Origin of the sequence: Lysinibacillus sp. G4S2, assembly GCF_030348505.1 — a bacterium.
Lineage (GTDB): Bacteria > Bacillota > Bacilli > Bacillales_A > Planococcaceae > Lysinibacillus.
On record NZ_JAUCFJ010000002.1, the window covers coordinates 2,409,419 to 2,427,261 of the forward strand.

The following is a 17,843-nucleotide window of genomic DNA, read 5'->3' on the forward strand; positions in this document are numbered from 1 at the left end:
GAATCTTTGCTAGTTTTTTTCAGCAGGAACGGCAGGGCATTCACCGCCTTTCATAAAAAAACACGTAATCCCTAACATTTTGTAATTATGTTACAAAGATAGGGGTTACGTGTTTTACATTGCAATTATTCAGATAAAGAAATTTTCCGTCCTTTACCAAAAGGAATACATAATGGAGTGCCAAAAATAGGGTCAGTCACCATTTGACAATCTAAATCAAAGACTTGTTTTACTAACGTAGTCGTCATGATTTCTTCAGGCCTTCCTTCTTGAAAGACGCCGCGATCTCGAACGGTAATAATATGATCAGCGTACCGACAGGCCAAATTTATATCGTGTAGGACCATAACAATTGTACGTTTTTGCTGTTGATTTAATTCAAATAGTAAATCTAAAACTTCTATTTGATGTGTTAGATCTAAGTAAGTAGTGGGTTCATCTAAAAGAATAATATCGGTATCCTGTGCAAGTGTCATCGCAATCCAGGCACGTTGACGTTGACCACCTGAAAGCTCATCGACCGGTTTATCCTGCAAATGATCAACGCCCGTTGCTTGTAAGGCGTTGATCACTACCTCTTCATCTTTCTCTGTCCATTGTTTGCGCCAGCTTTGATGAGGGTAACGACCTTGTTTAACAAGTTGTAATACGGTTAATCCCTCTGGTGCTACTGGTGATTGGGGAAGAATAGAAAGTTTTTTTGCTACTTGTTTAGTCGATAATTTAAAAATATCTTGTCCATCTAATAATACAGAGCCGTTTTTAGGCTTTAATAACCGAGCAATTGAGCGTAAAAGTGTAGATTTTCCACAACCGTTGGCGCCAATTAGCACTGTAATTTCATTCATCGGAATAGATAAATTTAGATTTTCAATAATATTGGAATCACCGTAATTTAGTGTAAGTGATTGAGTTTCTAAAGTTATAGTCATAAAATTTGACTCCTTTATTTTCTAGGGTTTCTAAATAATAAATAGATGAAATAGGGGGCACCAATGGCGGCCGTAAAGACACCCGCTGGTACTTCTAAAGGACTAAATGCAGTTCGTCCGATAATATCTGCAACCATTACTAGTAAAGCGCCAATTGCGGCAGATGTAGGGATTAACACACCGAATGACGGCCCTACGATGCGTCTTGCAATATGTGGTGCCATTAAGCCGACAAAACCGATCGCGCCTGCAAATGCAATAGCACTGGCAACTAGACTTGAGCTCAAAAGTAATAGGAAGAGACGTGTTTTTTGTACAGATTGACCTAAACTAGTAGCCGTATCATCACCCAATTCTTGAACATTTAACTGTCGAGTAATAAAAAATGTTATAAGTAGGAGGACTAGTATCAATGGAACTACTATTTGAATTTGATTCCAATCTGCACTTTTAACACTCCCTGTGATCCACTTATTTGCTTCGCTTGCTTGATAGATAGGGCCAATAATCATCAACATCGTCGTAATGGCTTGCATAAATGCAGAGACGCCGATACCGATTAACACAAGACGAGTTGGTGTTACACCATCTTTCCAAGCAAATACGTAAACAATAATTCCAACGAAGGTTGCTCCAATAAAACCTGCAAGAGGTAACCATTCAATACTAACTGTTAAAGAATGATTGGAATCACTAAATATAGCTAAAAAACCAACGACCGCAGCTCCGCCACCTGCGGAAATACCAATAATATCAGGGGAGGCTAGTGGGTTTTTTATAATTCCTTGTAATATAGCACCCGCCACGGCTAAAGCCATTCCAGCAAAAGCTGCAAGAAAAATTCTAGGCATTCTGAAATCAACAATAATTAATTGATCAAACTCAGAGCCTTTGCCGAACAAAGTTTGGATCACCGTCAAAGGATTTATAAACGACTCACCAAATGAGGCACTAAAGAAAAAGACGGCAAGTGTAATGATGCCAATAAAAGTCAGTTTTTTAGAAGCTTTGACATCAAGCAAAAATGATATTTTATTTTGTAGTAAACGTACTGTTTTTAACTGTTTCATTATTTTTTTCCACCTTTTCGCGCAAGGTAAATAAAGAATGGCGTACCAATCATCGCTGTCATTACTCCTACTGGTACTTCTTGAGGCATAATGATATAGCGTGCTGCCACATCGGCTATTAGTAAAAGAATGCCACCTAATAGTGCAGCCATTGGAATGAGCCAACGATGATCTGTGCCAACAAACTTTCGCGCAAAATGGGGTACGACAATTCCAACAAATCCTATTGGACCAGCTATCGCAACTGAACCACCTGCTAATAATATGACAATAATACCTACTATAAACTTCATCCATCCTATTGGTAATCCTAGGCCTTTCGCTACATCGTCCCCAAGAGCAAGAATATTCATTTTAGAAGAGATGAATAGAGCGCCAATCCATCCAATTACTAAATAAGGTAATACAGATAATAGAATTTCAAGCTTTCTCCCTTGTACGGAACCAGCTAACCAAAACAGTACTTGATCGAGTGCTGCTTCGTTTGTTGCAAGTAATCCTTGCGTAAAGGAAGCAAATAATGCACTAATAGCGGAACCTGCTAACGTTATTTTGACTGGTGTTATTGCGTCTCGTCCAGCCGAGCTAATACCATAAACAGATAGAGCAGCTATTGTGGCACCTAAAAATGCAATCCATGCAAAGGCTTGCAAACTTGAAACATGGAAGAAAATCATAGAAAAAACGACCGCGAAGCCTGCTCCTGCATTGATTCCTAATATTCCAGGTGATGCTAAAGGATTCTTTGTTAACGTTTGCATAAGCACGCCTGTAATAGCTAAGGAAGCACCCACACATGTAGCGATGAGTGCTCTTGGAATACGAACATTTTGAATAATAATATGCTCGTTAGAATTATTAAACTGTGTAAAAGATTCAATAGTCGTTTGAATGGACGTATTTGCATAGCCGTATACAATACTGATGCCCATACAAAGGAGTAGGAGTAATGTTCCTACTAATAGTGCTAGTGTTTTTGAAAAATTATTTTTTAAAATCATCTACATTCATACTCTTTCTTTCTATATTTGTAAAAAACTATTGACGGTGATAGATTTTTACAATATGATTAATTTCGTTCTCAATCAGATGAAAATGATTCTCATTATCATCGATTATTTTATCATATACATAGGAGGAAGAAAAGATGCAAAAGAAATTTCATAAGCTACTAGCTTTGCTTGCTGTTGTCGCTGTATTTTTGTTAGCTGCATGTGGCAATAACAAGGAAAACACTAAAAAAGAAGAAAGTTCAACTAAGAGCACTGCTTACAGTGTAGAACACGCGATGGGGACAACTGAAATAAAAGACACGCCAAAACGTGTTGTTGTTTTAACAAATGAAGGAACAGAAGCACTTTTAGCTTTAGGTATTAAGCCGGTAGGGGCTACACAAGCATTTTCAGGTAACCCTTGGTATGATCATTTAAAAGATCAGATGGAAGGCGTAGAAGTTGTCGGTTATGAAATGGAAATTAACATTGAAAAAATCGCTTCTTTAAAACCAGATTTGATCATTGGAAATAAAATAAGACAAGAAAAAGACTATGAAAAATTAAGCAAAATTGCGCCGACAGTTTTCGCAGAAACATTACGTGGTGACTGGCAAGAAAACTTTAAGCTTTATGCAAAAGCGGTAAATCAAGAAGCTAAAGGCGAGGAAGTTTTAAAAGCATACGAAGATAAAGTTCTAGCTCTAAAAGAAAAGCTTGGTGATAAAACGAACCAAGAGGTTTCATTCGTACGCTTTATGGCTGATAAATCTCGAATCTACTATACAGATTCATTCTCAGGCGTTATTTTTGATTCTTTAGGATTCAAACGTGTACCAGAGCAAGCAGAACTATTTAAAGATAACGCGAAATTAGGAAACTTAGCTGTTGAGGTAGGTAAAGAAGTAATTCCTAAAATGGACGGAGATGTTCTTTTCTACTTCACTTACATGCCAACAAAAGATGAAACAGGATTAGCTACTGAAAAAGAATGGACAGAAGATCCACTTTGGAAAAACTTAAGTGCTGTACAAAAAGGCAATGTCCATAAAGTTGACGATGTCATTTGGAACACAGCAGGCGGTATTCTTGCAGCAAATATTATGCTTGACCAAATTGAAGAAATTTTTGCTAAATAACAAATCAAATTCACAAAACGCTATACTTCCATCAACAAAGGATGAATGTATAGCGTTTTTTTATGCGCTAAACGTAATTAAATTCCATAAAGGGCTAAATTCTCTGTTACTCACATTACCCAAGAAAAATTTGACTTCAATTTGAAACAAAATATGGGAGTTAGCGTAAAATAAGTAGGGGGTGTGGAGTTTGAGGTATTTATTAATTGGTGTTTTCTTATCACTATGTGCTGTCTTAATATCCATGATTTTTTGGGGAATGGAAAAAGTCTATTTAGTTACGGGGACGATCGGTTGTATCTTCATTGGCATAGCAATGATTCTTTCAGGTTCCATGGTAAGTGGGGATAGGATGAGGGCAAACCTCGCAACCGAATCAACTGAAAATAGGGATGAGCGCAATAAAATTACTACGAATTCCTTACTAATTGCTTTACCTAATATTATTGTAGCAATTTTATTTTACTATTTAAGTAAATAGGAAACGTTGAATTGTATCTAAAATAAAAGGTCACTCGGACAAAAGTGACCTTTTTGTATGAACTGAAGTGTGTAAGGCTGGTGCATGATCCTGCTATTACTATGATATGTTATTTAGCAACAGCGATTTTGGAAATGATTATTTGTGACAATGATAAATAGCATTAACTTCTTCGTTAAAAATCTGAATCGAAAGCTTATTCAATTCTAAAAAAATTAAAAAAATTTAGCTATTAATACAAGAATGTTGCGCCGACAATAATTAAAAGAATGAAGAGAACAACAATTAATACGAATGATGAACCACCGCCATAGCTACCGCCACCGCCATAGCAACTGTTGTAGTTACCAACATTTCCACCTTGCCAGTATCCCATAAAGCACCCCTCCTTTCTACTATCTATAATATGTATAGATATAAGAAGGAAGGGTGGTAATCATCTAAGTTATGAAAATTGTATTCAAGTTATAAATTAAAAAGGGTCACTCACAAAAAGTGACCCCTAGTAACGAGTATTGGAGTGCAAAGCTAAATTAGCTTTACACTACTATTATTATGATGAATTGCTTTTTTTCTATAGTGAATTGCCTGTAATAAAAATTTAATTGGAAAAGACTCCAGATTAGTTTTTTCTAAAAGATCAGGCTCATCACCATAACGTGTGGTTGATTTCCGTTCTGACTGGGGGAGTCCGATGAGCCGCTTGGGCCATTTCAAACCAAACTTTTTAGAATAATAAAATTGAAACTATTACAATTCTCAATCGTATAAATTAGAGACGGGTTCAAGGAGGTGTTGGTGCTATGCCATTTATTGGGTGGGCTATTCTAACTTTTTCAATTGTATGTTTCTTACCTTTCTTTATCTGGCTTTCTGCTAGTTATCTAGGTAACGAAGATCGCTCAAAAAGAAAAAATAACTATTGGGTATTTTTAGCAACACTTGGATTATTAAATTCCATGAATCTTTTCTTATTTAAGATTCAAGATACATATTTTTTAGCAATAACAATCTCAAGCATTTTGTTATTTAGCTTATATATGTTTTTAAATGTACGAAAAGATAAAAGAAAAGTATCATTTAGATAGTCTTTCAGGACAGCTTCGCATATGGTACATTGAATGAAGCAAAGTTCCCCAAAAAAGTAGACATTGTAATATACATGTCTACTTTTTGGGGTATTTTTTGCCTTTAAAAATTTGAAATGTACTTAGCAGACTTAATAGCACACTACAGCAAAACTCTTTTTAAAGAAAAAAATGCAGTGAAAAAGCCGATTAGAATATTCCAATCAGCTTCTGTTATTAAATTTTTTCTCTGTTTCAATACCCGCATTGAAAACAGACAATACCATAATAAAGAAAAATAGGATTTGAATGAACCTGTCTGCTGTCCAATATCCTAAATAATTCATGAAAACAAGGATGACAAATAAAATAGCAGAAATAATGGGAGAACAAAGGCGTAATTTATGGAGCATTTAAATCCTCCTTTTTTTGTTAATCAATCTAAGCTTAACATAAAAAAGGATATAAAAAGGCTCATCACCAAAAGTTGTGGATGACATTTTTAAAATTATATGCACTGTATATTGGTTGATTGGAGTGGAGGCTGGGCGACTCCTAGGGGATTAGCGTCACAGATGAGACCCTGAGCGAGCAACGCGAGTGAAGCGCTCATCGGACGCCCCCAGGAAGCTCTGCTCTGCGCGAAAGCGAAGCGTCAGCGGCAAATGTTTTAGCTGTGCGAAAGCGAAGCGGCAGCAACAAAGCGCCCAGTCGGAACGGAAATCAACCACACGTTATGGTGATGAACCAATAAAAACCTCTTTTTTGCTACTGAGAAATTTAAGGGAAGTATCCATTTCAAAGAGATGAGCTGTACAGAGTCTTTGTTTAAATAGGTTTATTAATAATGTGTGTCCACACTAAAATTGCCACTGTACCAACACATATGAAAACGGCATAGATAATACCGCTAATGTCACCCAAAAATTCTAGTCCAAAAGGTAAAAGAAAAGTAGCAATACCTACTATGTAAGAGAAAATCCCGGAGAGCTTAGCCAGTTTTTCTTTATCACCAATAAAACTGTCTTCTTGGTAACCTGCAATGAGCCACAGTTTCTTTTTAATATGAATTTGATAACCCATGAAAATAATAATGAAAGCAAGAACAATACAAATAATAAATCCACCAATCACTTAACATCACCTCATTTATTTTAGCTTTAATATATATACGAATGAAAATAATGGAGGTTTCGAAAATCATTTCTGATCATTTCTGATTTTGATAACTGAACAGTAAAAAAACTGACAACTAATGTTATCAGTAAAAAGAATGATATTACCTACCTTTATGTTTATCTTTAGACTTTTGAACTTTGATATTTCTAATATAACTTTTTCGTTCTTCTTTAAGTCGTTTGCAGGTAACTGATTTTTCTTTTTTCCTAAGCTCAAATTCAGCTTTAAGAGCTTCTTCAGCTTTAGAAGAAATACTAGGCTTCTTAAGTTCTTTAGCTACTTTTCTTTGAAGTCTTTTTGGGTTGATTTTTTTTACTTTATTTTGTTGGATAGGTATTCCACTATGTTTATCATTATTTTTGATAAAATCCAACAAATTCGTATTTACAAAATCAAAGACTTCTTGATCTTTAGGTTCTTTTCCAAAAATATACCGGTATGCTTTGTATTTGTTTTCGGAAATGTTTTCTATTAGCCCTATATAAAATTGTCCATCATAACAAATGGTTAGTTTCATAGTAGGTCCCTCCTCATAAATTAAACTTGAATGATGGACATCCCGAGGAGGGGAAGGTTACTGACACCAAAATAATGATGCATCCGGACTACCAACCGAATCGTGTTTTTTCATCCAAGTATGTATTATAAACGATTTATTATTTTTTGTAAAAAATTTCCCTGTAAAAAGTCTTAATCATATCCAAAGTATAGGTAAGAAAAAATGGTGAAGTTCAGATAACAATGAGAGAGAAGAAAAAAGGGTCACTCGAACCAAAGTGACCCTAAACCACAAACTAGGAGGCACAAAGCTAAGTTAGCTTTACACTACTATTAATATGATTTGGTAGCTATGTTTGTATAGTGAAATGCCTGTGAATTAGATTAAAAAATTAAAGTTGAAAGGGACTACTTTAACTTTTTAGATTTTGTAATATTCCCATTTTACTTTTTCTACTTGCTCTCCCTATTTATTTAAGATGTAAACGTAGCAAGGTAAAATAAAGTGGCATTTGACAAAAAGAAACCTTATTCATATAACCAAACATCGCTATGCTAGAAGACCAAAGGCAAAAAAATAATTATCAAATCAAATGCTTTGGATTTCACGTTTTGACTATTTGTTATATTTCGTTCATCATTTTCCTCAATTGTTGTTCCTTTGTCTTATGCATTTCAGCTATCAATTGAGTTATACCCTTACCTAATAGCGTGACTCCGCAAACTCCAATTCCTATTGATGTTGTTAAGAGATCACTGCCAAGGACCAAGACCTTGTCTGTTTATATATTCATAGAGTTTCTGATATATTAGTATAATAGAAAAAATTACATGTGGAGGAAATTTAAAGGTTCATCACCAAAAGCTGTGGATGACATTTTTTAAATATATGTGCTGTATATTAGTTGCTCTTCGTTCCGGCTGACGCGCTCAGTCGGTACGAAACAACCACACGTTATGGTGATGAGCCACTTTAGTGGATAATAGGTGTTAATGACATCAAGAGACACAAAAAAGTGATTTTGAAATTTTAATAGACGAAGGAGATGTTGAAAATTGAAAGAGAATAGTAACATAACAAACAATGTTTATAATAATGAGAATGATAGATATCCTGAATTTGAGAAAAATGTAAAAAGCTATTTTGATGAAGCGATTAGTAATAAAAAATTATTTAAAACAAATGTTCAAGGTCTGTTTGATTTGTATTTAGATAATTTACCAGTAGAAGCTAGACAACATTATACTTGTAGCTCTTGTAGAAAGTTCATTGAGCGATTTGGTGGTCTTGTAACGATTGATGAAAATGGCATTATGGCATCAGCTATATGGAATGAGGATATAGCTCCTCCATTTTTTAAAGCTGCTGTTTTAGCAATGAAAGATGCGGTTTTAAACTCAAAAATTATTGGTGTATTTATTTCAAACTCACCGGTATTAGGGCAGCCTAGTACTGGGAAGTGGAATCATTTATCCGTTGTTGTTCCTGAAGAAATGGTGAACCATTCTAGATTACAAACTGCGGGGCAAGTGATGGCGGAAAAGCTAGAAGAATTCAAAATGCTAACAAATGCATTACTTGATTATACTTTCGAGACAGTTGAACAAGCAGTAGTTTTATTACAATCAGAAGCATTATACCGTTCAGATAGAGTATTAGGGATAGCAGAATGGTTTAAAACATTGCATGAAAAACGAATTAGTATAGGAAACAATAATCAGAAAATAAATATTGTTTGGTTAGCTGTTGCGACAGCTCCTGCTGGATTCTGTCATGTAAGAAGTTCTATGATCGGTACATTATTAGATGACATAGCTTCAGGTATGACAGTTGAATCGGTTACACGTCGTTTTGCCGAGAAGATGAATCCAGCGAATTACATGCGCTCACAAGCTGCTCCAACGCAAAATGCTATTGTAGAAGCAGAAAAAATTGTTGAACAATTAGGAATCGCCAATTCTTTACGAAGAAGATATGCCACGTTTGAAGAGATTCCATCATTTTTGTGGGAAAATCAATCTGAGCAAAAAGTTGTTGAACAAAAGAAAGGCATTTTTGCAAATATTATTCCTAAAGTAAAAACTGCATCTCCATTATCTCTTCCTAGCACAGTGATGACGTGGGAAAAATTCCAACGAACAATACTACCAACTGCAGAAAATATGGAAGTATTGATCGATAATCCTAGTCGTTTTATGGCATTAGTTACTGCGTCTGATGAAACAGCACCAAATATTTTACAATGGAACAATACATTTAGTTGGTATTACCACGGAGGAATAGATGGCGAAATTAAACGGAGAGTAGAAAGTGCTGGCGGAAGATATGAGAATAATGAAATACGGGCTTCATTAATATGGGAAGGTTATACCGACTTAGATCTACATTGCGTAACACCAAAAGGGGAACACATCTACTATGGAGATAAAAGTGATAAATTTGGTGGATTTTTAGATATTGATATGAATGGTGGCCATCATAGAAATCCATCCCCTGTAGAAAATATTAGATGGAGTGAAAATGCTCCAGGTGGTCATTATAGATTTTATGTTCATAATTATTGTGAAAGAGGAAATGGAAGCACGCCGTTCAAAGTTGAATTAGAAGTAAACGGGAAAACATATTCATTTATCGGTGTAGCTGGTGGGGTAGGTTATGTAACGGATGTATTTGAATTTGATTATGTTAAAGGGAGTCAGCCGAATATCAGTAGTCAGTCATACGCAAGTGATGATTCATGGAGAGTTCAAGTAAATAATTTTGTGAAGGTAAATGGGATTACAACTTCGCCAAATTTATGGGGTGAAGAGCCGTTCTCTCATTCCGGAAGTCATATTTTCTTTCTATTGGATGGCGTAAAGGACACTTCGGAAGGAAAAGGTAGAGGATTCTTTAATGAAACGCTTAAAGCTGACTTAAGACAAATTAGAAAAACGCTAGAAGCCTATACCGCTAGTACACCAATTGAAGGTGCCGATCATGCAACAGCTTGTGGTGTGGGATATTCGAAAGATCAAGAATGGAATCTTACGGTTAAAGTAACAGCAAATAATTCTACTAGAGTTATTAAGATTGATAGATGGGATTAAAAGTGGGAAGTAAGTAAAAAAAAGCTCCTAGCCAAAAATTTTGACTGGGAGCTTTCTTTTGGATTTTCGTTGGCAAGTTCATCATTACAGATCATGCTTGTCCAACCGGTAACCTTCTTTCTAACACCGCGTACGTAACCAAAAAACAAGACGCACTTTATAAGGAGAACTGTTTTTAATGTTTATTGCGATGAATTTGCTTCTGTAAAATTCTAAGTCCTACAAATAATATGATTGCTCCAAAAAGTTTATAAAGAATATTCCTTGCAAAAAAGGTCTCACTTGTGATGCTCATCAACAAACTTCCAAAAAGAATAATAATAACACCGAGAAAGCCTATTAAATACCTCATGAGCCAGCCTCCTAACTGAATCAAAAAGGATACATGTTAATGAATTGCTAATCTTTAGGGCAAGAAAGTTTGCTCCTTAAAGCTTCTTGTATGATTAATTGTGAAATCTCATGGTCATTGATGACATAAGATACTTCTTCGGGTTCAACCCAAATGCGTGAAATCGTTTCATGTTCTCGAAGAAAAGGGAGGCACTTTTGAATATCCATCCTATAAAACATTTGATATCCTATTAGGGGGTACTTACCATCAGCATTAAATAAAGGATTCTCTTCGTGACTGACTTCAATTGCTCCAATATAATTGATAGGACCCTTTACATAACCTTCTTCAAATGCCTCTCTATGCAATGCATCTTCAGGTGTTTCTCCTTTCTCTATATGACCTCCAGGTAAGTTAAAACCTCTACCACTTACATGGACCAGCAAAACATTCCCTTTAAAAAAACAAACGCCATGTACACTTGTTACTTTGCTGTAATTGTCTATTTTCTTTTGTGGGAGCCAAGTTAGTTTAACATGATGCCCGCTCCAGTTCGCATAAACTTGATTGTTCATATGCTTCTTTCCTTTGGGTTTATTTTGAAATTGTATCTTTAAAATAAAGTTTGATTAAAAATATCGTGTTAACCCTTATTCTATGGTAAATAAAAAGAATCCATTAAAGATAGATAAAAATGGATTCTTATTCAGCAAATTTATGTTTCAGTTTTATAAAAAAGTCTGTTCATTTTCTACAAGTGTTGCTCAACAATCACGGTATTAGTGAAAAAATAATGAAAAAAACTTTCATCTAATAGGAAAGACTAAACTCTGTCCATTAATGATAAATATTTATGTACAACGGCTTGAGCGAGACAAGTTGATGAATCAACAAAGGAAATTTCATTGGATTTTTTAGCTGTAACAACATTTAAATCTGTACATGCAATGATAGCGGTATCAATCGTTTCAGCTAATTCTGAATAGAATTCATCCCATAATTGAAGGGATTCATTGATTTGCCCTTGTTTTATCTTTGCTATTATTTGATTTATGCAAGTTTGCCAACGATCTTGATGTAAAAAATCATAGCCTTCTCTAACTAAAGCATCTTGAAATATTCCAGACTGAACCGTTGGATTGGTGGCTAAAAGAGCTACCTTTTTTGAGTTTTTTGGTATTTCCTTTATTGTTTCATCAATCATGTTTAATAGGGGAACTGAAACTGATTTTTTAATTTGGTTAAAATAGATATGTGCCGTATTACATGGGACGGCAATAAAATCAACACCTGTTTTTTCAAGTCTGCGAGCACCATTAATAATTGCCATTTCCATGTCCATATGGTTGAGAGGTTTATCAATATAGAAAGGCGTTGGACATGAATAAATCATCATGTGAGGGAAATCAATGTCATTTATTGCCCCATATAATTTTTGGCACTGGTCTACAACTTTATCTACAAATGGCCCAGTAGATTTTGGACCCATTCCTGCTAAAATTCCAATCATAATTTTACCCCCTAAAATAATGTCACCATCTTTTCTATAAGTTTAACATAAGTTCCAATTCCCTTATAGAGAGTTATTCCACGATCCAAAGGGGCAAAACGTCGCAACTTTATTCAAAACATCGCGTATTTTTAGAAACACCATGACTTTATTTAAAACATTATATTTCCATTTTAGTTAATCGTATGGTGTATGTATAGATAAATTGCACCCAATCAATTTGGATGTAGAAATATTTCTAGATTGCCAAAATATCGCAAAAAAGATCAAAAATCATTAATTTTTATTCGGTATGATTATTAATGAAGGGGGAGGTGAAATGCAGTTGAAATATGAATGGGTTATTCAAAAAACAATAGAATGGATTGAATCTCATTTACATGAGCAAATATCCGCTGATGACATTGACGAGGTTACAGGATTTTCAAAGTATCATTTTCACAGGATTTTTCAATCTTCTGTTGGTATGTCTGTCTCAGAATATATTCGAATGAGGAGACTTGCAAATGCGGCAAGTACACTTCTACATACTGAGGAAAGAATTATTGATATCGCATTCTATTATCAATTTGAGTCACAAGAAACCTTTACACGTGCATTCAAAAAATTGTACTGTTTGCCACCAGGGCAATACAGAAAAGTAATGAAAACTATGAGAAGAAATAAGGAGGAATTAATAATGGAAGAGAAAATTAAAGGCTGGTTTATTAGTGGTAGTCATCCTTATAATTACGAAATAGGAATAGATCAGAAAAATGTACATCAAGGAAAAGCATCGGGATATTTAAAATCAAAAACTGTTCACGCTCCAGATGAATTTGCAACAATGATGCAACAATTCAAGGCTGATGAATTTAGAGGTATGAGAATTAAACTCTCTGGGTTTATAAAAACTAATAATGTAAAACAATTCACAGGACTATGGATGCGAGTTGATAGTGCATCAGAGGATATGCTGCAATTCGATAATATGAGTGATAGGCCAATCTTAGGTACAAATAGTTGGAATCAATATTCTATCGTTCTTGATGTACCAGCAAACAGTGCAATAATATCGTTCGGTATTTTACTAACAGGAAAAGGGGAAGTTTGGCTGGATGGACTTAGTATTGAAGTAGTTGATAACGATACCCCTACAACCCATATTACTTTTGAGAACCATCTTTTAGAAGGTCCGACAAATTTATCTTTTGAAGAATAAAATTTTGAGCATCATTCTTGTTAACCTAAAAACAATCAATGAGTCTTGCTATTGATTGTTTTATGGTTAATCGGAATACGCATGAAAAATACAAAATGAGTCACATCTAACTAGGTGTGGCTTTTTCTTTTGCATTTAATAGCTAAGAGTGGATGCAACGGAGAGATTCAATTGTCATCAACTTTACATAACTAAAGAGGTGGTACTATGCAAATAACAGATGGTTCATGGACATTTGATACAGAAGTGATCGATGAGGTCGCAAAAAAAATAAAAAGAGATGAGCAGGAGCGAGAAATGTTAAATGCTTTTGCTCGCTATGTTTATCGTCGCTACAAACAGATTAGAAATACGGTAAACCCTCGGAAGTGTAAATATATGTTGGTCGATCAAGTACGTGAACAATTAAAATCACCAGCAAAATTACAAAAAGTTAGTAAATTATTCAATATGACAGATGAAGAAGTGCAGTACATTGTAGAGTTTGTGAAAAAGTATTTGAAGTATGTAAAATAAACAAAAAGCTCCCGGTCAAATTCAACCGGGAGTACCATTTTAGATTTTCGAAGCCAATGCATCATCATTCTGGATGTTAAACTTTTTGGCTCTGGCGGATTGTTTTATGAGTTTCTTCCTTAAATAACTTTAAAAAATTCATTGCGTGCTTTGCTAAATAGCGATCCTTTGGCCAAATAATGTTCGCTTTGGATTGGATATTACAATTAGCAAATTTAATGATTTTAATACCTTTAATTGAAAATTTATCGAGACTCGTTTTCGGTAAAATAGTTATACCCAATCCTTCACTTATTAAGGAAATAACCATCGCTATATCAATGCACTCACAAATAATATTAGGCTCAAAACCGTGACTTTTAAATTCATCGATTATAATGCGAAACGTACTACAACTACGATGACGATAAAAAGAAAGAAACGGTAAATCTTTTAAGTCTTCCATTTGAATGGGGTTCGGTAAATTCCATTGTGCGGGTGTGGCAAGTACAAACTCCTTTAATTCTAGCCCGATCGAAGAGAAATTTTCATCTTCAATTGGTTGTTGCAGAATAGCTAAATCAATTTCTTTACTTAAAAGACTTTTCGTTAAGAAAAATGTATCTCCTTCAATAATTTTGAAGTTTAATTTAGGGTATCTCTCGCGCATCAACCTAATTTTTTCAGGTAAGTAAGCTAAGCAAGTTTGATCTGCACCAATCGATAATACCCCCTGTAGTCCTTCTCCAACTTCTTTTATTTCCGATATCGTGTCTTCGAAATTAGCTAATAATGTTTTGCCTTTTTCATATAAAATCTTTCCTGGTTCAGTAAGCTCTAATGTTCTACCATTCCGATCTAATAGTTTGCAGTTTAATTCTTCCTCCATAACTTTCAATTGATTGCTAAGTGGTGGTTGTGCCATATGGAGCTTTTTTGCAGCTTTCGTAATTTGTTTTTCTTCTACAATCGTAATGAAGTAATTTAATTGTCTTAAATCCATCCTTTTTCACCCCTATACTTAAAATCCGCTTGTTTATGCAATTAGTATACTTATTCTGTATAGTAACACTTTTTCGAGTACTTTCGTTAAATTTGTAAGATATTTCTGATTTTTTAAATAAATAATTTTAAGAAACCTAGTAATAGCAAAGGTTTTGTAGATTATTAAATTACATATTTTTCATGTAATATATATAACAATTAAAATACGGATATACCAAAAATGTATATATAACAATTTATAATATATATTTTTAGTATTTATCATTTTTTAATATACATGCTATTCTTTTGATTAACTAAAATCGCGAATATCTACTTTAGGTATCGTTTAGTCTGTAATTATCTGTTTTTATCTTAATTTATTGGTTGTTTTTGAAACGTTTTTAATCCAAGGGGCTATACATACCGTCATTTTAAAAGGGGATGCGGTTTTTATAGGTATAAAATTAATGAAGGGGTGTAGTGTTTAATGAAAAAGACTGTATTATCTCTTTTCCTATTAATGGGTGCGTTATTGATGGTGGCCTGTAGTTCATCATCTGATTCGGGGAAAGGTGATGCATCATCCGCAAGTTCAGGTACAGAAACATCATCTGATTCAATCAAAATGGCTGGAATCTTTTCAGCGTCTGGTGGGGCGGCCGCATTAGGTGAATCTGAGATGCAAACGCTTAAAATGTTAGTCGATCAAAAAAATGCGGATGGAGGCATTAACGGTCGGAAAATCGACTTAGTAACATACGATGATAAATCTGACCAAAATGAAGCAATTCTTGCGATGAAAAAAGCGTTAACACAAGACAAGGTTTCGATCGTTATCGGAGGGACAACAAGTGGAAACTCATTAGCGATGTTACCTTTGGCAGAGCAAAATCAGGTGCCTTACATTTCGGTTGCTGCCAGTAAACAAATTTACATGACTGAAGATGGACAAGCGCGAAAATGGGTATTCAAAATGCCGCAAGACGATCAACAAGCGGTGGAGCGGATTTTACAATATTTAAAAGATAATAACTTAACGAAAGTTGCCTGGTTAAACGTTGCGAATTCTTATGGAACTGGTGGTCATGAAGAATTTGTTAAACATGCGGCAGATTACGGTGTGGAATCAGTTATTGAAGATGAATTCGAAGCGACAGTTAAAGATGCAAAACCACTGTTAACTCGTGTGAAAAAAGAAAATCCAGATGCCATTATTGTTTGGGGAACAGTGCAAGAGTCAGCGGTAGTGATTAAAAATATTCGTGAACTAGCGCTAGATATACCAGTTCTTGCAAGTCACGGAGTTGCAACGGACCAATTTATCGAAGTAGCGGGTGATGCTGCGAACGATGTGGTTTTGCCAACGGGGAAATTATTAGTGGCTGATAAATTAGAAGATTCAAATCCACAAAAAGAATTATTAAAAGCGTATAACGAAGCTTTCACAGCAAAATACAATAAACCAGCGAGTACATTCGGTGCATATGCAGCAGATGCTTTCGCGATTGCGACAAAAGCCATTGAAGCAAAAGGTAGTGATAGCGCTGCACTCCGTGATTACATTGAACAAGAGCTAGGTGAATATGTAGGTCTTACAGGTGTATTTAACATTACTGCAGATAATCATATGGGACTGAGCCCAGATAGTTTTGCGATGGTACGAATTGTTGACGGTAAGTGGACTTTAGAAGACAAGTAAGAATAACAGATCAGGCGTGTTTATTAGGGAAAATAGGTTTATTTTTTAGAGACAAAAGGATTTTTCTTGTTTTTATTTTTCTAATATATCCCTATTTTTACTGATTGTAGAGGAAATCAGAGTCTTCAAATTAATTAGAAGAGATAAAAATGGTTAATCAACACACCTATAAAAAAATACAAATCCAATGAACAGTGGTGTCTTTCCATCACTGTTCATTCATTATCAGCTTAGTAACCTCGAAATGAAATGGAGTGAATGACATTATGGAAACATTTTCTCAAATATTGCAATTATTATTTTCAGGTTTAACAATAGGAGCCATTTACGCATTGATTGCGGTTGGATTCGTCATTATTTATAACGTGACAGGCATACTTAACTTTGCACAAGGTGAATTTGCTATGTTTGGTGCTTTAATTAGTATTTCACTTGTAAAGGCAAATCTTCCATTATGGTTAGCTGTTATATTAAGTATCGTCATTGTGGCGGCAATTGGTGCTGTATTTGAACGAACAGCCATTCATACAGCTCGTAAATCATCCATGACAACACTAATCATCATAACAATTGGCGTATCGATTGCCTTTCGGGGGATTGCCATTTTAATTTGGGGAACACAAGCCCAAACATTACCACCGTTTACGGATAATACACCGATTGAATTTTTAGAAGCCGTATTACTTCCGCAAAATTTATGGGCGATTGGCCTTTCGATCGTTATTTTAATCGTTATGCTGTACTTCTTTAACTATACGTTTACAGGAAAATCATTAACGGCTTGTGTTGTAAATCCATTTGCTGCACGTTTAATGGGAATCAATCCAAATAAAATGTCCTTGCTTGCTGTTGTTGTAAGTGCTGGGTTAGGGGCTCTAGCAGGTACCGTTATCGCACCTATTTCCGGCGCATCCTACGATATGGGGATGATGCTTGGTATAAAAGCGTTTGTAGCAGCAGTTGTTGGTGGTTTAACAAATGCCCCAGCGGCCATTGCCGGTGCTTTTCTAATTGGAATTATCGAAGCATTTACAGAGGGATTATGGTCTTCAGGTTTAAAAGATGTAGTGAGCTTCTCTTTATTGCTATTAATTTTATTTATAAAACCAGAAGGCCTATTTGCTAAAGCTTCTGGGAAACGTGTGTAAGGAGGTTGCAACGATGACTAA

At 35.0% G+C, this 17,843-nt stretch carries 19 protein-coding genes; 9 read left to right on the forward strand and 10 right to left on the reverse strand.

The features are described 5' to 3' along the window. Window positions 1-125 precede the first annotated feature (125 nt). From QUF91_RS12310 to QUF91_RS12320, 3 genes are read right to left on the reverse strand one after another with little or no spacing between them, the layout of a single operon-like run. Complete coding sequence (locus QUF91_RS12310) at window positions 126-932, reverse strand: ABC transporter ATP-binding protein (protein ID WP_289417963.1); 807 nt, start codon at window positions 930-932, stop codon at window positions 126-128. A 14-nt stretch (window positions 933-946) separates the two neighbouring features. Further along, on the reverse strand, window positions 947-2,002 hold the full coding sequence (locus QUF91_RS12315) for a FecCD family ABC transporter permease (protein ID WP_289417964.1): 1,056 nt from the start codon (window positions 2,000-2,002) through the stop codon (window positions 947-949). Then, window positions 2,002-3,003: a FecCD family ABC transporter permease gene (locus QUF91_RS12320; protein ID WP_289417965.1), complete on the reverse strand. Its 1,002-nt coding sequence runs from the start codon at window positions 3,001-3,003 to the stop codon at window positions 2,002-2,004. The genes QUF91_RS12315 and QUF91_RS12320 overlap by 1 nt, the downstream gene beginning before the upstream one ends. 146 nt (window positions 3,004-3,149) lie before the next feature. Here QUF91_RS12320 and QUF91_RS12325 point away from each other — a divergent pair, with 146 nt between their 5' ends. Continuing rightward, entirely contained in the window at window positions 3,150-4,133 is a 984-nt protein-coding gene (locus QUF91_RS12325; protein ID WP_285397983.1) for an ABC transporter substrate-binding protein, read from the forward strand. Between the two features lie 190 nt (window positions 4,134-4,323). Continuing rightward, window positions 4,324-4,614, forward strand: coding sequence for a DUF5316 domain-containing protein (locus QUF91_RS12330; protein ID WP_289417966.1), 291 nt, complete (start codon window positions 4,324-4,326; stop codon window positions 4,612-4,614). Between the two features lie 232 nt (window positions 4,615-4,846). Here QUF91_RS12330 and QUF91_RS12335 read toward each other — a convergent pair whose 3' ends face one another. Next, on the reverse strand, window positions 4,847-4,990 hold the full coding sequence (locus tag QUF91_RS12335; RefSeq protein WP_285397981.1) for a YjcZ family sporulation protein: 144 nt from the start codon (window positions 4,988-4,990) through the stop codon (window positions 4,847-4,849). Between the two features lie 427 nt (window positions 4,991-5,417). Here QUF91_RS12335 and QUF91_RS12340 point away from each other — a divergent pair, with 427 nt between their 5' ends. After that, the gene (locus QUF91_RS12340; RefSeq protein WP_285397980.1) at window positions 5,418-5,702 is read left to right on the forward strand and encodes a hypothetical protein; all 285 of its coding nucleotides are present in this window, start codon (window positions 5,418-5,420) and stop codon (window positions 5,700-5,702) included. 203 nt (window positions 5,703-5,905) lie between these two features. Here QUF91_RS12340 and QUF91_RS12345 read toward each other — a convergent pair whose 3' ends face one another. After that, the gene (locus tag QUF91_RS12345; RefSeq protein WP_285397979.1) at window positions 5,906-6,094 is read right to left on the reverse strand and encodes a hypothetical protein; all 189 of its coding nucleotides are present in this window, start codon (window positions 6,092-6,094) and stop codon (window positions 5,906-5,908) included. A 187-nt stretch (window positions 6,095-6,281) separates the two neighbouring features. On the opposite strand from QUF91_RS12345, the gene QUF91_RS12350 reads away from it, so the two are divergent. Then, window positions 6,282-6,491 carry a hypothetical protein gene (locus tag QUF91_RS12350; RefSeq protein WP_289417967.1) on the forward strand — a complete coding sequence of 70 codons (210 nt, stop codon included), beginning with the start codon at window positions 6,282-6,284 and terminating at the stop codon, window positions 6,489-6,491. 18 nt (window positions 6,492-6,509) lie between these two features. On the opposite strand, the gene QUF91_RS12355 is transcribed toward QUF91_RS12350, so the two are convergent. Together QUF91_RS12355 and QUF91_RS12360 are read right to left on the reverse strand one after the other, a co-directional pair. Continuing rightward, a complete protein-coding gene (locus tag QUF91_RS12355) occupies window positions 6,510-6,815 on the reverse strand; it encodes a DUF3784 domain-containing protein (RefSeq protein WP_285397978.1) in 306 nt (101 codons plus the stop codon). 145 nt (window positions 6,816-6,960) lie between these two features. Further along, window positions 6,961-7,377: a YjdF family protein gene (locus QUF91_RS12360; RefSeq protein ID WP_285397977.1), complete on the reverse strand. Its 417-nt coding sequence runs from the start codon at window positions 7,375-7,377 to the stop codon at window positions 6,961-6,963. A gap of 1,037 nt (window positions 7,378-8,414) precedes the next feature. Here QUF91_RS12360 and QUF91_RS12365 point away from each other — a divergent pair. Continuing rightward, on the forward strand, window positions 8,415-10,448 hold the full coding sequence (locus tag QUF91_RS12365; RefSeq protein ID WP_289417968.1) for a YfaP family protein: 2,034 nt from the start codon (window positions 8,415-8,417) through the stop codon (window positions 10,446-10,448). 399 nt (window positions 10,449-10,847) lie between these two features. Here QUF91_RS12365 and QUF91_RS12370 read toward each other — a convergent pair whose 3' ends face one another. Then, window positions 10,848-11,357 carry an NUDIX domain-containing protein gene (locus tag QUF91_RS12370; protein WP_289417969.1) on the reverse strand — a complete coding sequence of 170 codons (510 nt, stop codon included), beginning with the start codon at window positions 11,355-11,357 and terminating at the stop codon, window positions 10,848-10,850. Between the two features lie 248 nt (window positions 11,358-11,605). Continuing rightward, entirely contained in the window at window positions 11,606-12,292 is a 687-nt protein-coding gene (locus tag QUF91_RS12375) for an aspartate/glutamate racemase family protein (RefSeq protein WP_289417970.1), read from the reverse strand. 325 nt (window positions 12,293-12,617) lie between these two features. Between QUF91_RS12375 and QUF91_RS12380 the strand changes: the two genes are divergently transcribed. Both QUF91_RS12380 and QUF91_RS12385 read left to right on the forward strand, forming a co-directional pair. Continuing rightward, window positions 12,618-13,493, forward strand: a complete 876-nt coding sequence (locus QUF91_RS12380) for a helix-turn-helix domain-containing protein (RefSeq protein WP_289420066.1) — start codon at window positions 12,618-12,620, stop codon at window positions 13,491-13,493. A 207-nt stretch (window positions 13,494-13,700) separates the two neighbouring features. Further along, on the forward strand, window positions 13,701-14,009 hold the full coding sequence (locus QUF91_RS12385) for a hypothetical protein (protein WP_289417971.1): 309 nt from the start codon (window positions 13,701-13,703) through the stop codon (window positions 14,007-14,009). 76 nt (window positions 14,010-14,085) lie between these two features. Here QUF91_RS12385 and QUF91_RS12390 read toward each other — a convergent pair whose 3' ends face one another. After that, the gene (locus tag QUF91_RS12390; protein ID WP_289417972.1) at window positions 14,086-14,991 is read right to left on the reverse strand and encodes a LysR family transcriptional regulator; all 906 of its coding nucleotides are present in this window, start codon (window positions 14,989-14,991) and stop codon (window positions 14,086-14,088) included. 471 nt (window positions 14,992-15,462) lie between these two features. Between QUF91_RS12390 and QUF91_RS12395 the strand changes: the two genes are divergently transcribed. Next, the gene (locus QUF91_RS12395; protein ID WP_285397972.1) at window positions 15,463-16,674 is read left to right on the forward strand and encodes an ABC transporter substrate-binding protein; all 1,212 of its coding nucleotides are present in this window, start codon (window positions 15,463-15,465) and stop codon (window positions 16,672-16,674) included. A 266-nt stretch (window positions 16,675-16,940) separates the two neighbouring features. Beyond that, window positions 16,941-17,822 (forward strand): branched-chain amino acid ABC transporter permease, encoded by an 882-nt coding sequence (locus tag QUF91_RS12400; protein WP_285397971.1) that lies wholly within the window; start codon window positions 16,941-16,943, stop codon window positions 17,820-17,822. The last annotated feature ends 21 nt before the right edge of the window (window positions 17,823-17,843 follow it).

Bases quoted from the DNA above. Each gene is read 5' to 3' on its own strand.
- QUF91_RS12310 (WP_289417963.1), bottom strand. From the start codon at position 932: ATGACTATAACTTTAGAAACTCAATCACTTACACTAAATTACGGTGAT.
- QUF91_RS12315 (WP_289417964.1), bottom strand. From the start codon at position 2,002: ATGAAACAGTTAAAAACAGTACGTTTACTACAAAATAAAATATCATTT.
- QUF91_RS12320 (WP_289417965.1), bottom strand. From the start codon at position 3,003: ATGATTTTAAAAAATAATTTTTCAAAAACACTAGCACTATTAGTAGGA.
- QUF91_RS12325 (WP_285397983.1), top strand. From the start codon at position 3,150: ATGCAAAAGAAATTTCATAAGCTACTAGCTTTGCTTGCTGTTGTCGCT.
- QUF91_RS12335 (WP_285397981.1), bottom strand. From the start codon at position 4,990: ATGGGATACTGGCAAGGTGGAAATGTTGGTAACTACAACAGTTGCTAT.
- QUF91_RS12340 (WP_285397980.1), top strand. From the start codon at position 5,418: ATGCCATTTATTGGGTGGGCTATTCTAACTTTTTCAATTGTATGTTTC.
- QUF91_RS12345 (WP_285397979.1), bottom strand. From the start codon at position 6,094: ATGCTCCATAAATTACGCCTTTGTTCTCCCATTATTTCTGCTATTTTA.
- QUF91_RS12360 (WP_285397977.1), bottom strand. From the start codon at position 7,377: ATGAAACTAACCATTTGTTATGATGGACAATTTTATATAGGGCTAATA.
- QUF91_RS12370 (WP_289417969.1), bottom strand. From the start codon at position 11,357: ATGAACAATCAAGTTTATGCGAACTGGAGCGGGCATCATGTTAAACTA.
- QUF91_RS12375 (WP_289417970.1), bottom strand. From the start codon at position 12,292: ATGATTGGAATTTTAGCAGGAATGGGTCCAAAATCTACTGGGCCATTT.
- QUF91_RS12385 (WP_289417971.1), top strand. From the start codon at position 13,701: ATGCAAATAACAGATGGTTCATGGACATTTGATACAGAAGTGATCGAT.
- QUF91_RS12390 (WP_289417972.1), bottom strand. From the start codon at position 14,991: ATGGATTTAAGACAATTAAATTACTTCATTACGATTGTAGAAGAAAAA.
- QUF91_RS12395 (WP_285397972.1), top strand. From the start codon at position 15,463: ATGAAAAAGACTGTATTATCTCTTTTCCTATTAATGGGTGCGTTATTG.
- QUF91_RS12400 (WP_285397971.1), top strand. From the start codon at position 16,941: ATGGAAACATTTTCTCAAATATTGCAATTATTATTTTCAGGTTTAACA.